Source organism: Mesorhizobium sp. USDA 4132 (assembly GCF_056279545.1).
Map to the genome: position 1 here is coordinate 3,672,891 of NZ_JBWCCP010000001.1, position 13,114 is coordinate 3,686,004.

Below are 13,114 nucleotides of genomic sequence, written 5' to 3' on the forward strand. Positions count from 1 at the left end.
AAATTGGGCGGCTTCCTGGATAGGGAGTCGTCTTATTTCATTTGTCCTCTGTGACTTTTTCGGGATATCCGAAGTTAGCCTTCCTGATGTATGGAAGGCTAATGTAGCGTTATGGCGGGCGCCTATTGTTTCGGCAACGGATGCCGGTAGTGATTACGTCAGAGGTCGGGATGGCGAAACAAGACACTCCGGTTGCGGAACAGGACATCAGGATGGGACGGCGGGTCAGCCGCAAGGTTTCGGTCCTTCTGACCGAGATCGAGAAGGAAGAGGTTCCTGATCGGCTGCTCGACCTGGCGCGAGCGCTGCAGAAGGCACTCAACGAAAAGATCGACGGTCGTACCGACTGATATTCTCGCTCCTGCGAACCTTTGCCCCAAGCATCAGAGCTGGGTGGAAATCAGGTTGTCCGTGCGCACACGGCCGCCAATGACGCACCGCGGCCCATTCGGCGCAAACCGCCCGCTGCTGTCTTCGATCACCGTATAGAGCTTGTCGCTACGGAAGGCGCTCGCCATCTCCGTCGAATTGCCTTCGCTGGGGGAAGCGTCGATTTCCATGAAATCAAGTTCCGCCTGGCTCGCCACGAGGCGCGCATCGCCAGCGGTCTTTGCCCTGACCACCACCTCGCCGTGCGGTGGCGAGTTCTGCCAGTTCGGATCATGTGGCGCAGCAGTCGGCACCAGCCGATAGATCTTCAGCCTGTCCTGCATGTGTCTCTCCCGTCGTAAACATTTTTCTAGTTGACGGTCCAAACGCGTTTCGGGCGTTCCGGTTCCATCAAGTCGCATGGAACTTTTCCGGCAACCGTGGGTTCCTCCGCTGCGGGCGATCATGCCCCTGAAAAGGAGAAAGCCGATGAAGAATGAGCAGCCGAAAGCTGGCCGTCCCGGCGAGACCTCGCAATGGCCTCGATGGGAGGGCCCGGCAGAAAGCCGCCCGAGCGGTTATCTTCAGGGCGAAGCCAATATCTTCGCCGAGGGACCGGAACAGGAAAAGCAGATCGGCAAGGCGCCGAACGGTTACGACCGACCCGACGATCTGATCGCACAGGACGTCAATGAGCACCTGACCCAGGATGCCTTTCTCGACCCGACCAACATGATGGTCTCGGTGGAGAACGGCGAGGTGACGCTGGAGGGATACGTCGCTCAGCTTGCCGACAAAACCCGTGCCGAAGACGTCGTTCTCGACATCGAGGGTGTCGTCGGCTGCCGCAATAATCTTCGAATTGCCCCCGAAAGGCATTGATTTCCGTGGAACCCGCGAGGCGCTCCGCTCGTTAGATGCCTCGCAATCCCCCCATAAGAACACCCATCAACAAGGAGAGAGACCCATGGCCAGTAAGACCCTCGACGACCTTTTTCATGAAACCCTGAAAGACATCTATTACGCCGAGCGCCAGATCGTGAAAGCGCTGCCGAAGATGGCACGCGGCGCCCAGGATCCGAAGCTGAAGGCAGCATTCGAGAAACACAGGGACGAAACCGAAGGTCAGATCGATCGCCTGAAGCAGGTCTTCGAGATTATCGGCAAGCGGGCCCAGGGCAAGACCTGCCCCGCGATCGACGGCATCATCGAAGAAGGCGAGGAGATCCTTGACGAGTTCAAGGGCACGCCAGCTCTCGACGCCGGGCTGCTCGCCGCAGCGCAAGCCGTCGAACATTACGAGATCAGCCGCTACGGCACCCTGCGTGCCTGGGCCCAGCAGCTCGGTCACCGGGACGCCGTAACGCTTCTCGAACAGACGCTCGCCGAGGAAAGCAAGACCGACGAGGCCCTGACGGCTCTCGCCAAGACCGCGGTGAACACCGCGGCCCAGAAAGCTGCGTGACATTCGCGATCCCATGAGAGGCGCGGCGCCGGCCGCGCCTTTTCATCGACCCGAAAAAAGCCCCGGAGACGATCCGGGGCTTTTCCTCCCTTCCGGCCTTCTCAAGCCGGGAAAGATCGCCTTAGTGCCGACGGGTCCGGGTTCCCTTGCATTGGGGGAACCGGCAACATTTCGCCGTTCAGCGCCTGCCGCCGGAAAATCTCCACCCGCCCGCTTCGGTCGCGTGCCACATGTGCTTTGGCAGCCTCCATGGCGAGCTCATAGGTGTGATAATAGGACGCAGACTGAACGCCGTCGATGACATAGACCCAGCCGGTTGCGTGTGGGACGATATCGCAGTACTTTCCCATTGGATGTGTCTCCTTCCCGGCGGCCATAAGTATATTTGACAGCCAAAAGTTCCGCCTCCGGGGAAGTTTTTTTCAAGTGTTGGCCGCGTCTCGGCCGGGTTGCGATTTTTCGTTTTTACCAGGGAACTTTTCTGCGCCGCACACGTTTCGGCGCTTGGGCGAATGGAGACAAGAATGGCGGAATCCGAAGAAGTCTGGATCAGAAAGCGGGCCTACATTTTGTGGGAAGAAGAAGGCTATCCCTCAGGCAAGGATAGGGAGCATTGGGAGCGGGCCAAGCTGGAATATGCGACGCTCGGGCCGACCGCTTCCAAGAAGCCTGCGGCAGGGTCGCGCGGCAAGTCAGCCGGCAAGTCAGCCACCGCCGCGAAGTCGCCGAAAGCGGCGGCGAAGGATGCAACTCCGAAACCGGCCGTGAAAACGGCCGCAGCCAAGGCTTCTCCGGCGAAGACAACGTCCAAGGCACCGGCCGTTGCCATGCCGGAAGCCGTCGAACCGGCCAAGAAGCGCTCCAAGAAGGTTCCGGCTGGCGCTTGACGCCGCCCGTCACCCAACTTCATCACTATCGTTATTGGTCGCGGCGACTGACATCATCGCGGCCGCAGACTTATTTACCCTGGAAAAATCGAAATGGCTTTTGCGTCTGAACTTGGCCGTGGCTCCACTCTGTCGGGGAACGTTGGCCAAGGCCGAAACGTTCTTGAGGGTGAGACTGGCAGATGGCTGAGGCACGCATGATGAACGCTTACGTCCCATTCGACGAACCCCGTCGAGATGAGCGGAGCGCAATGGATCAGGGGATCAAGACAGGTTATGGAAAGCGGGGGCTTCCGGGAATGAGGATTCTTTCGGTCACGTCCGAAATCTTTCCTCTTGTGAAGACAGGTGGGCTTGCAGATGTGACAGGTTCCCTGCCCAAGGCACTTGCTCCCCTCGGCATCGAGACGACGTCTCTGATCCCCGGTTATCCGCAGGTCATGCAGCAGCTGAAGAGCGCCATGCCGCTCGTCACCTTCGAAAATCTGCTGGGCGAAAAAGCCTCGCTCCTCCACACCCGGGTCGAAGGCCTCAGCCTCTTCGTGCTCGATGCGCCAGCTCTCTACGATCGACCGGGCGGCCCCTATGTCGACGAAGACGGCGTCGACCATCCGGACAACTGGAGGCGTTTCGCCGCACTTTCCCTTGCCGCGGCGGAAATCGCCGATGGAGTGCTCCCCGGATGGGTTCCGGACCTCGTTCACACCCATGACTGGCAGTCGGCGCTGACCTCGGTCTACATGCGCGAGCGCGGCTGCAGGACGCCCGTGGTGCTGACCATCCACAACCTTGCCTTCCAAGGGCAGTATCCTGCCGGCGTACTGATGAGCATCGGCCTGCCGCCGGAGGCCTATTCCATGAACCGCATGGAATATTTCGGCGATATCAGCTTCCTGAAGGGTGGCCTGCAGACAGTCGATGCGATCACCACCGTCAGCCCGACCTATGCGCGCGAAATACTCACGCCACGCTTCGGCATGGGCATGGACGGGGTCCTGAACGCCCGCGTCTCCGACCTGCGCGGCATCGTCAACGGCATCGACCTCGATATCTGGGATCCGTCGACCGACCCGCACCTGCCGCGCAATTACGACGTCGGCACGCTGCGCCGCAAGCGCGAGAACCGCGCCGTTCTGCTCGAAAGATTCGGGCTGGATGCCGGTCGGGAAGGCCCTCTCTTTTCCGCCGTCAGTCGGCTGACATGGCAGAAGGGCTTCGACATGTTTGCCGATACGGCGGGCGAGATCATTCGCCACGGAGGTCAGGTGATCGTCTTCGGGCAGGGTGATCGGGAAATCGAGCGGGCGCTCGCCGACACCGCCGCGCGTTTTCCGGGCCGGATGGCGGTTCATTTCGGCTATGACGAGCCAACGGCGCATTTGATCCACGGCGGATCGGACGCGATCGTCCAGCCCTCACGCTTTGAACCCTGCGGCCTGACGCAGCTCTATGCGCTTCGCTACGGCTGCGTACCGGTCGTCTCCCGCACCGGCGGGCTCTCCGAGACCATCATAGATGCCAATGACGCGGCGATGTCCGCCCGCGTTGCGACCGGATTTCAGTTCCATCCGGTGACGACCGATGGATTGCGGCTGGCGCTTCGCCGCGCGCTGCACGCCTATGCCGATCCGAAAATGTGGGCGCGCCTGCAGAACCAAGGCATGAAGGCGAAATTCTCCTGGGAACGTAGCGCCCAGCAATATGCCGCCGTTTATGCCAATCTTGTGCTGAAATCCGGACATGTTGTCTCGACAAGCTCGGATATCCGCCGCGCGACGCTTTAAGGTCCCAACCAACCAGCTGACAAGAAGAAACCGGCCTGAGAGCCGGGTTCTTCTTGTCTATGGGAGCAAGTTGAAGGCGTTACGGTCTCCGGAACAGCGCCAGGCTGCGGCCTTCGAGCTCGAAATCCTTCTCCTTGGTGATCACCAGGCCGCGCTTGGAAAGGTCGGAGGTGGTGAGTTCAAGCACCCAGCCGCCCTCGCCGAACTGCGGGATGCGGAAGGGCACATTGCCCTCGAACGGGTTGAAGAGCAGCAGGACGTCGTGCCAGATGCCCTCCTCTTCCCGAAGATCGGTCCGGCCGATATGGAGGCCGAGCGTGGAGCCCTCGTCCCACTGCTCCGGCGTCTGAAAACCGCCGCCGGCGTTGAACCATTTGATGTCCAGGCCGTCGCGCCAGTTTTCCCGACGCAGCAAGGGCTGTTCGCGGCGCAGCCTGATGATCTGGCGGGTGAACTCGCGAAGCTCCTCGCAAGTCTCCGGCAGGTCCTCCCAATGAACCCAGGAGATTTCACTGTCCTGGCAATAGCCGTTGTTATTGCCCATCTGGCTGCGGCCGAATTCATCGCCGGCAAGCAGCATCGGCGTGCCGTGCGAGAAGAACAGGGTGGCGAGGAAATTCCGCTTCTGGCGATCGCGCACCGCATTGATGCCCTCGTCCTCGGTCGGACCCTCGGCGCCATAATTGTAGCTGCGGTTGTCGTTGTGGCCGTCGTTATTGTCCTCGCCATTCGCCTCGTTGTGCTTGTCGTTGTAGGAGACGAGATCGTTCAGGGTGAAACCATCATGGGCGGCGATGAAGTTGACGCTCGCCCACGGCCGCCGGCCGCGCTGGTCGTAGAGATCGCCGGAACCGAGCAGGCGGGCGGCGAAGTCCGTCGAGACATTGGTGCCCTTCCAGTATTCACGCACCGTGTCGCGGTATTTATCGTTCCACTCTGCCCAGCCGGGCGGGAAACCGCCGACCTGATAGCCGCCGGGGCCAATATCCCACGGCTCTCCGATTAGCTTCACCCTGGAGAGCACCGGATCCTGACTGATCGCATCGAAGAAACCGCCGCGCTCGTCGAAACCCTCCGGTTCGCGGCCGAGGATCGTACCGAGATCGAAACGGAACCCGTCGACATGCATGCTCTCGGTCCAGTAGCGCAGGGAATCCATGATCAGCTGCAGCACGCGCGGGTGCGAGGTGTTCACCGTGTTCCCGGTGCCGGTGTCGTTGATGTAATAGCGGTGCTGGTCGGGCATGGTCCGGTAGTAGGAGAAGTTGTCGATCCCCTTGAACGCCAGCGTCGGCCCGAGCTCGTTGCCTTCCGCCGTGTGGTTGTAGACCACGTCGAGGATGACCTCGATGCCCGCGTCGTGAAACGACCGCACCATGTCGCGGAACCCCTGGATGCCTCTGGGGCCATAATAACGGGATGCCGGCGCGAAGAAGCCAAGCGTGTTGTAACCCCAGAAATTATGCAGGCCCTTGTCGAGGAGATGCTGATCGTCGGGGAAATAATGGACCGGCATCAGTTCGACCGATGTGATGCCGAGGCTCCTGATATAATCCACCGAGGCCTTGTGCCCCATGCCCTCGAATGTGCCGCGCAGGTCCTTCGGAACGTCAGGGTTCAGCTGGGTGAAGCCCTTCACGTGAGCTTCATAGACGGTCGTTGCCGGCCAAGCGATGTTCGGCCGGTTCTGGTCCTTCCAATCGAATTCGTTCGGATCGATGACCCGGCATTTCGGCATGAACGGCGCACTGTCGCGCTCGTCGAAAGTGAGATCTTTGTCTTCGTGCAAAAGATCGTAGGCGAAATGTGCCTCGTTCCAATCGACCTTGCCGACGAGTTCGCGTGCATAGGGGTCGATCAGCAGCTTGTTCGGGTTGAAGCGATGACCGTTTTCCGGATCGTAGGGGCCGTGGACACGGAAGCCGTAGAGGGCGCCCGGCTTCAGTCCCGGCACATAACCGTGCCAGATCTCATGAGTGTATTCCGGGAGCTCCAGCCTGGCGATCTCTATCTTGCCGCTTGGGTCGTAGAGACACAGCTCGACGCGCTCCGCATGGGCCGAGAAAATCGCGAAATTGACGCCCTCGCCGTCAAAGTTGGCGCCGAGCTGAAGCCAGGAGCCGGGCTCGATGACAAAATGGTTCGATTTCGTATCCATGTCGCACCCAATTGAAAGACTGGCGTCATAATGGTGCGACACAGCATTTCGTTCCTTCGGCTCCGGGAAAACTATGGATTGCCCGATCCGGGTGCCGGCGGCGGGCTTCCTGGCGTCGTATTGGTGGTGCCGGATGGCGACGTCGCCGGACTTTGGCCACCTGTACCGGTCTGCGGTGAAGGGCTGCGATCCGTGGGCGCCGTGTTATTGGGTTCCGACGGCGGCGTATTATTGATCGGATCGCTCTGTTTTTCGCCACTGTCGCTACAGGCGCTCAAAAGCGCGACAGCCGACAGCGCCACAACGAAGCGCTTCATGTCTTGTCTTCTCCATGGGACTTTCGGAATGCGGCCTGCCGGCGATGCGCATCGAGCGCGATCACCTTTTCGACTGCGGCGACATCCTCGGCGGTTGCAGCCGGAATAGGGTCGCCGGCAATGGCTTCGAGCACTTCAGGCGCCAGAGCCCCATTGCGGATGACATATTCCAATGCCTCGCGGGTCTGCCGTTCGGCCTTCAGCTGGGCGTAAAGGGCAAGGATCAGCCGGTCGCGTACATCGCGCCGACCCTGATTACCGTCCGATCTGGCAAATTCTGCCATGGTCTTCCTCCGTGTTCTCGCTGAAGGATGAACTTTCGGTCACAGCGATTGTTCCCTCTGCGAAAGGTTCCACTATCTCCTTGAAGAGGCGAGGTACGGATAAGGAGAGGAAACCATGTCGACGCTGACACCCCAGGAACTGGAAGGGCGATTAAATGCGCATCGCGAAGTGCTCATCGAGCTCTTGTCCGCCATGATCGGCGGCGAAGTGACCATCACCTCGTTCCTCAGACGGCTGCGCGATGACGCCACCTTCAAGGACAATGAGGAGGACCCGGGCCTGTTGCCGGAAGGAGCCTTCGCGATCGAGAATGCCGCTGCCCGCGAGGTTCGTTCGATCCTCGACGCTGCCCGCGCCCGAGCGGAAGCGGACAAATGACAACGCCCTGTTAACCAAGCGATTTCACATTTAGGGCGATCCCGCCACGTTTATGGCCATTTCGTGGAACTACAATACGACTTTCTCGTTCATTCACGACCGAAGCGATGGAGGCGACGATGGTCAGAGAATGGGTAGAAGCGGCAGGCTTTGTGCTGGTGATCGCCGCCTGTTACATGATGGTCATCCCGGTCTGAGTTTTTTTGAACTCCTGGGGAGGAGAGCGGCCTTGAGGTCAGGGCCCACTGCTCTCGCGGCTGGCAAAGAAGGCCGCGAGAGCAGCAAAATCTTCTTCATTCAATTTTTTTGCCACCTCCGTCATCAGGTGGCTGAAGGAAGACCCGCCTCGGACACCTGCGTGGAAGAGGCGGAGCTGGCGCTCCAGATAAGGGGCGTTTTGACCTGAGATGCGCGGATAGGCAGGATTGCCGCCGGGCTTTTCGTGGCAACTGAGGCAGGCGGGAATTTTGTCTGCCGCTCTTCCCCTTTCCGCAATCTCGCGGCCCTTTTCCACGAGCTGTGCGTCCAAAGGCGCAGCGGGTCGCGGCGGCCTCGCCTGCTTGGCATAATAGCTTGCAAGCTCCGGCAGGCTCTCGTCGGGCAAAGTCCCGATCGCAACCTTCATGATGCCGCTCGCCCTTTCACCGTGCGCATAGGCGCGCAGGCTGTTGAGCAGGTAGGCTTCCGACTGGCCAGTCAGTCGCGGAATGATGCTGTTGCCGTTGAGCCGCTTTTCCGCATGGCAGCTTTCGCAGGTGATCGGCAACGGTGAGACTTCGCCCGCGGTCCCGATACCGTGAAGGCCGGATGCCTGCAGATAGGCACCGCTGTCCATGCCCGGCAGCTTTCGCAGAAACGCTACCATATCCCAGACTTCGTCGTCGCGCACCTGCGCGGGCCAGGCCGGCATGCCGGTGAAACGTACGCCGTGCTTGACGATCTCGAAGAGCTGCGTATCGCTCCAGGTGGAAACCACTGTCTTCAGGTCCGGCGGCGGTGGCAGCATGGCGAGCACGGCGCCGGAGCGCCCCTGCGCCGGTGAGCCATGACAGATCGCGCAGCCGGTCTCGAAATGCCCGGCCGCCGGCGGCAGCAATGCCGGATTATCGAGCGGCGGCGCTTCGATGGAAAGAGCCGCAGTCCGGATCGAATTACGCATCACCCAGTGCAGGAACCAGTCGGTCATTCCCCAATGACCGGTGCTCGCCTTGACGCTCATCAGTCCGGACCAGGCGAACCCGAGCCCCAGCAGCGGCGCCACGATCACCAGGATCGCGAGATATTTCCAGCGGATCGTCATCGGCCACTCCTCCACAAAGGCCCCCAGCGCGGCGCCGTCCGGCATGCAGGGCGACAGCCCCTGTGTTCGCAACGGCGCAAGCGTCCACGGCGAGGCGGCTCGTCTCGGCCGTCACCGTAAAACGGATGGGGAGAAAGGGAAAGCAGCACGTCCCGCAGCACCGTCAGGAGAGGTCGGCGACTTCGGGAGAGGAGCGGGCGAAAAATTCGGCACCAAACGTACCATCCCGAAATTTGTTCCAGCCCCGTGATAACTTTGTGTAACCGGCTGTGAAAAAGATGGAACGAATCCTTGGACGACGGGTTTGCTCCCGTGTGAACGGGCAATAGCCCAGCATTCGCGACGGGAGAAAACCATGAGACACTTTCTAAAAATGCTCAGAAACAGGCTCACCGGCACTCAGCAGAAGAAAACTTTCGCCGTGGCCCATCCGGAAGAACTGCAGGTCGTCGTACCCGAGGCCGTCGTCCTTCCGCTACCCAAATCGCCCCGAGAAGAAATCAGCGTCCCCGCCTCCATCAACGGCCGGGATCTCTCGACCGGCCGGCTTTAAACCCGGTCGAGACTTTGCGAACAACAGAACTGTCCACCAAAGGAGACCAGTATGACCACCATCGAGTCCGCCAACATCCTGATTCTCGCGGCAGACGGCTATGAGCGATCGGAACTGCGCGTCCCGCTGGAGGAACTGAAAAACCGCGGCGCCGCCGTCAAGATCGCGTCCATCAAGGCGGGAGAAATCAAAAGCTGGGACAGAAAGGACTGGGGCGATAGCGTCTCGGTCGATCTGCAAGCCAAGAACGTCAAGGCGGAGGATTTCGATGCCCTCGTGCTGCCGGGCGGCCAGATCAATCCCGACATCCTGCGTGACAACGAAGATGCGATGAAGGTCGTGCGCGACTTCGTGAAAAGCGGCAAGCCAGTCGCGGCGATCTGCCACGGCCCATGGTTGCTGGTGGAGGCCGATGCACTTCGCGGCCGCAAGGCGACGTCCTATCATTCGATCCGCACCGACGTCCGCAATGCCGGCGCATCCTGGAAGAATGAGGCGGTGGTGGTCGACAACGGCATCATCACCTCGCGCTCACCCGAAGATCTGCCGCAATTCGTGGCGAAGATTGTCGAGGAGGTCCAGGAAGGGCGCCACAATCGCCGGGCAGTGTAAATTGACGTCAGCTCGGCTCCGGCCGCCCGCAACCTCCTCGCGGGCGGCCGACGCGGAAGCCTAGACTTCCTTTAGAAAAGCGAGAAGCCGCCGTTCGTTGACGCGCAACTCCTTCGGCCGCGTCAGCGCCGCCTTATCCCTCATCACCTTTTCCAGCGGCGAGACATCCTCCGAGAGTGCGAGAATGCTCGGGTGGATGTAACTTGAGCGGCAGACCGCCGGCGTATTGTGCAGAACTTCCGCAGCTGCCTTGCACATCGCCTTGATCTTCGGTCGCCCGCCCTCCTCCGCCACCTCCCAGGCTGCCATCAAGGCAGCGAGACTGCCGCCCCAGGTGCGGAATGTCTTGGCCGAGACGGCGAACCCTGCGACCTCGGCGAGATAGGCGTTGAGCCGGCCCGAATCGATCGGATGCGGCACGCCCTGCTCGTCCGGCCAGGAAAATAGCTGCCGGCCCGGAAGGTCGGCGATTTCTTCCAGGATGCGCTGCAGACGGGGATGCTTCAGCGTGTGCTGGACGCGTCTGCCGCCCTTGGCGACAAAGCGCAGCATGATCGACTCGCCCGACAGCGTCATGTGGCGCTTCAGGAGCGTGGTCGCGCCGTAGGTCTTGTTCTCCTTGGCGTAGAGACGGTTGCCGACCCGCAGATGGGTTGCGTCCATCAGGGCCACCAGCGCGGCGATCACCGCATCGGACGTGTCGAGGCCAAGCTCCAGATCGCGTTTCGCCTTGCGGCGGATGCGCGGCAAGGCCTCGCCGAACCGGACGAGCTGATCGAATTTGCGTTCGCTGCGGAAACTCTGCCAGTCGTGATGGTAGCGATACTGCTTGCGGCCGCGTGAATCGTAACCGGTCGCCTGAAGATGTCCGCGCGGATCAAGGCAGATCCAGACATTCTCATAGGCGGGCGGCAGGCCGAGCGACGCGATCCGCAGGCGATGTTCCGGATCGGCAAGCAAGGTGCCGTCCGGCAGGCGGTAGGTGAAGCCCTTGCCGCGCTTGAGCCGTCGGATGCCGGGCTCCGTATCGCTGACATAAGTAAGGCCGATTGTCCTGAGGGAGTCTTGATCGATGTCGATCGTGGTGAGCATAGCGTCCATGGCCGATCAAACGGCGAGGCCCGCGCCTTCGTTCCGGTACTCGCTACGATAAACAGCTAGATAGCGATGTCCTTGAGATTTTCGGCGCCCTCGCCTCGTTCGAAGGCGGAGCGTGGTGCGTTCAAGGTCCAGCAAAGCCCCTCGGTGCGGAAGTCGATCTCGACACGGCCCGCAAAAGCCGCCGCCGCATGGCGCTTGATGATCGTCGTGCCGAACCCGGTGCGGGAAGGCTCATGGACCGCGGGGCCATTTCTCTCCTCCCAGACGAGTTCCAGCCGGTTTTCGCCGTCGTCCTCCTCGACCAGATCCTTCCAGGCGATGAGCACCTTGCCCTGCGGCACCGAGAGCGCGCCGTATTTCACCGAATTGGTCGCAAGCTCATGGAGGATGAGGCCAAGGTTCTGGACCGCTTCGGCCTTCAGGATAAAATCTGCGCCCTGCAGCTCGACCCGGTCGGCCGCGTCCGCGAACGTGCTCATGTGGATTTCGATGACCCGCCGGATCGAGACCCCCGCCCATTGCTCCTTCGCCAACGCTTCGATCGATTTTCCGAGACCCTGTAGACGCGTGCTGATTGCCTTCTGGAACTCCTCCATCGTGGTGTCCTGGCGCGCCAGCTGGCGCATCATCGCCTGGATCAGCGTCAGGATGTTCTTGGTCCGGTGCACGAGTTCATGCAGGATGAGGTGGATACGGTCTTCCGCCTCGCTGCGGTCGAACGAGGCATTCGAAAGTGCCACCGCGACCTGGTTGGCTTCCCGGATCTTCGTCTCCACCGGAGAGACGATCTCGCCCTTGCCGATCCGCTCGGCCATTTCGGCGATCTGCCGGATCGGGATGCGAAGCTGGCGGCCGACAAGCCATGCAATCAGCATTCCGACGGCAAGGAAGATCGCGCCGCCGGCAATCAACTGCCGCCAAGTCGTCAGGATACTCGCCTGGGCCGCATCGATCGGTCCCCAGACGATGGCCTTCCATGTCCAGCCGGTGATCTGCGCGTAGCCGTACATCTGCCGGCGGTTGCCATCGACATCTTCGATCGTGCCCTTGAACCCGGTCATCAGTTTCAGCGTATCGGACGGAAACGCGGTGCCGGAACTGAGCGCATGGGCGCCGAGCGAGGTTACCACCTTTCCGGCTCCATCGACGATCGCAACCGACCAGCCGACAGGAAGACCTTCCGTCGAGACGAGTTTCTGCAGGTCCTCGGCGTTCTGCGTCATGATCATCGCGGCGCCGGAATGGGAAATCTCCTTGGGCAGGGGCATTGTGATGTTGAAGACATGCTTGCCGCTGGTGGCGCCGAAAAAGACGTTGGAGACCTCGGTCACGCCATTGTTCAAAGCCGATTGGAGCGCCGGTATGTTGGAGATCTTGCCGAGCGGCGCGTCGAACTCCACGCGCGTGTTGAGCCGCTGCTGCCCATCCGCATTGACAACGAGGATATAGAGCGAATCGGACCGGAGGCTGTTCTGAGTTCGGTTGTGGAAGGCGCGCAGATCGCCGGCCTCAAGCTCCGGCGACGTAATCAGCAGCCTCAGCGTCGTCGCCATGTCCTGCAGCTCACGGTCGATCGACCGGGCGATGAGCTGGGCATCCTCGGCGGTTTCGCTCGCAAGAATCTCCCGCTCGTTCGCCTCCAACTCCATCATCAGATAACCGACGAAAATCAGCAAAGGCAATGCCACGCCAGCCGCCAGAGCGACCAGGTACGCACCAATCGGCGCCGTCGGGAAAAACCGCGAAATTCTAACCATTCCGCGCGTTTACCCTATAGAAGAAAGCTGCAGGTGCCTGTGCCACCTGCCGGCATTATCCATTTCCGTATCCCGCCATCTGCTAATATTCTAGCGGGGTCTTTTCTAACTGGTTTTGAGAGCCGGGCCAAGGATTGATTGCCGGCGA

Annotated in this window: 16 protein-coding genes; 8 read left to right on the top strand and 8 right to left on the bottom strand. The window is 60.9% G+C overall.

The genetic code is table 11. The annotated features are described in order from the left end of the window. Nucleotides 1-170: 170 nt before the first annotated feature. Entirely contained in the window at nt 171-350 is a 180-nt protein-coding gene (locus ACZ9IU_RS18645) for a hypothetical protein (protein ID WP_038545663.1), read from the top strand. A 33-nt stretch (nt 351-383) separates the two neighbouring features. On the opposite strand, the gene ACZ9IU_RS18650 is transcribed toward ACZ9IU_RS18645, so the two are convergent. Next, entirely contained in the window at nt 384-713 is a 330-nt protein-coding gene (locus tag ACZ9IU_RS18650; RefSeq protein WP_038545666.1) for a hypothetical protein, read from the bottom strand. Between the two features lie 145 nt (nt 714-858). On the opposite strand from ACZ9IU_RS18650, the gene ACZ9IU_RS18655 reads away from it, so the two are divergent. Both ACZ9IU_RS18655 and ACZ9IU_RS18660 read left to right on the top strand, forming a co-directional pair. Then, a complete protein-coding gene (locus ACZ9IU_RS18655) occupies nt 859-1,251 on the top strand; it encodes a BON domain-containing protein (RefSeq protein WP_051899819.1) in 393 nt (130 codons plus the stop codon). Between the two features lie 85 nt (nt 1,252-1,336). Then, a complete protein-coding gene (locus ACZ9IU_RS18660) occupies nt 1,337-1,834 on the top strand; it encodes a YciE/YciF ferroxidase family protein (RefSeq protein ID WP_038545669.1) in 498 nt (165 codons plus the stop codon). Nucleotides 1,835-1,935: 101 nt separating this feature from the next. Here the strand turns inward: ACZ9IU_RS18660 and ACZ9IU_RS18665 are convergent, their stop codons facing one another. Further along, nucleotides 1,936-2,184: a hypothetical protein gene (locus ACZ9IU_RS18665; protein ID WP_051899820.1), complete on the bottom strand. Its 249-nt coding sequence runs from the start codon at nt 2,182-2,184 to the stop codon at nt 1,936-1,938. Nucleotides 2,185-2,358: 174 nt separating this feature from the next. On the opposite strand from ACZ9IU_RS18665, the gene ACZ9IU_RS18670 reads away from it, so the two are divergent. Both ACZ9IU_RS18670 and glgA read left to right on the top strand, forming a co-directional pair. Beyond that, on the top strand, nt 2,359-2,721 hold the full coding sequence (locus ACZ9IU_RS18670) for a DUF2934 domain-containing protein (RefSeq protein ID WP_051899821.1): 363 nt from the start codon (nt 2,359-2,361) through the stop codon (nt 2,719-2,721). A 299-nt stretch (nt 2,722-3,020) separates the two neighbouring features. Next, nucleotides 3,021-4,505 (top strand): glycogen synthase GlgA, encoded by a 1,485-nt coding sequence (glgA, locus tag ACZ9IU_RS18675; protein ID WP_051900183.1) that lies wholly within the window; start codon nt 3,021-3,023, stop codon nt 4,503-4,505. A 79-nt stretch (nt 4,506-4,584) separates the two neighbouring features. Here glgA and glgX read toward each other — a convergent pair whose 3' ends face one another. From glgX to ACZ9IU_RS18690, 3 genes are all read right to left on the bottom strand, one after another. Continuing rightward, entirely contained in the window at nt 4,585-6,663 is a 2,079-nt protein-coding gene (gene glgX, locus ACZ9IU_RS18680) for a glycogen debranching protein GlgX (RefSeq protein ID WP_038545672.1), read from the bottom strand. A gap of 71 nt (nt 6,664-6,734) precedes the next feature. Beyond that, on the bottom strand, nt 6,735-6,980 hold the full coding sequence (locus tag ACZ9IU_RS18685; RefSeq protein WP_157885168.1) for a lipoprotein: 246 nt from the start codon (nt 6,978-6,980) through the stop codon (nt 6,735-6,737). Continuing rightward, nucleotides 6,977-7,264 carry a hypothetical protein gene (locus tag ACZ9IU_RS18690; protein WP_038545675.1) on the bottom strand — a complete coding sequence of 96 codons (288 nt, stop codon included), beginning with the start codon at nt 7,262-7,264 and terminating at the stop codon, nt 6,977-6,979. The genes ACZ9IU_RS18685 and ACZ9IU_RS18690 overlap by 4 nt, the downstream gene beginning before the upstream one ends. Nucleotides 7,265-7,379: 115 nt before the next feature. Here ACZ9IU_RS18690 and ACZ9IU_RS18695 point away from each other — a divergent pair, with 115 nt between their 5' ends. Beyond that, a complete protein-coding gene (locus tag ACZ9IU_RS18695; protein WP_038545678.1) occupies nt 7,380-7,643 on the top strand; it encodes a hypothetical protein in 264 nt (87 codons plus the stop codon). Between the two features lie 235 nt (nt 7,644-7,878). Here ACZ9IU_RS18695 and ACZ9IU_RS18700 read toward each other — a convergent pair whose 3' ends face one another. Further along, a complete protein-coding gene (locus ACZ9IU_RS18700) occupies nt 7,879-8,943 on the bottom strand; it encodes a c-type cytochrome (protein WP_038549646.1) in 1,065 nt (354 codons plus the stop codon). A 355-nt stretch (nt 8,944-9,298) separates the two neighbouring features. Between ACZ9IU_RS18700 and ACZ9IU_RS18705 the strand changes: the two genes are divergently transcribed. Next, nucleotides 9,299-9,496: a hypothetical protein gene (locus ACZ9IU_RS18705; protein WP_157885169.1), complete on the top strand. Its 198-nt coding sequence runs from the start codon at nt 9,299-9,301 to the stop codon at nt 9,494-9,496. Nucleotides 9,497-9,547: 51 nt separating this feature from the next. Beyond that, on the top strand, nt 9,548-10,108 hold the full coding sequence (locus ACZ9IU_RS18710; protein ID WP_038545684.1) for a type 1 glutamine amidotransferase domain-containing protein: 561 nt from the start codon (nt 9,548-9,550) through the stop codon (nt 10,106-10,108). Nucleotides 10,109-10,168: 60 nt separating this feature from the next. Here the strand turns inward: ACZ9IU_RS18710 and ACZ9IU_RS18715 are convergent, their stop codons facing one another. Next, nucleotides 10,169-11,182: a DNA topoisomerase IB gene (locus tag ACZ9IU_RS18715; protein ID WP_038549649.1), complete on the bottom strand. Its 1,014-nt coding sequence runs from the start codon at nt 11,180-11,182 to the stop codon at nt 10,169-10,171. Between the two features lie 83 nt (nt 11,183-11,265). Beyond that, on the bottom strand, nt 11,266-12,966 hold the full coding sequence (locus ACZ9IU_RS18720) for a sensor histidine kinase (protein ID WP_038545687.1): 1,701 nt from the start codon (nt 12,964-12,966) through the stop codon (nt 11,266-11,268). Nucleotides 12,967-13,114 lie beyond the last annotated feature (148 nt).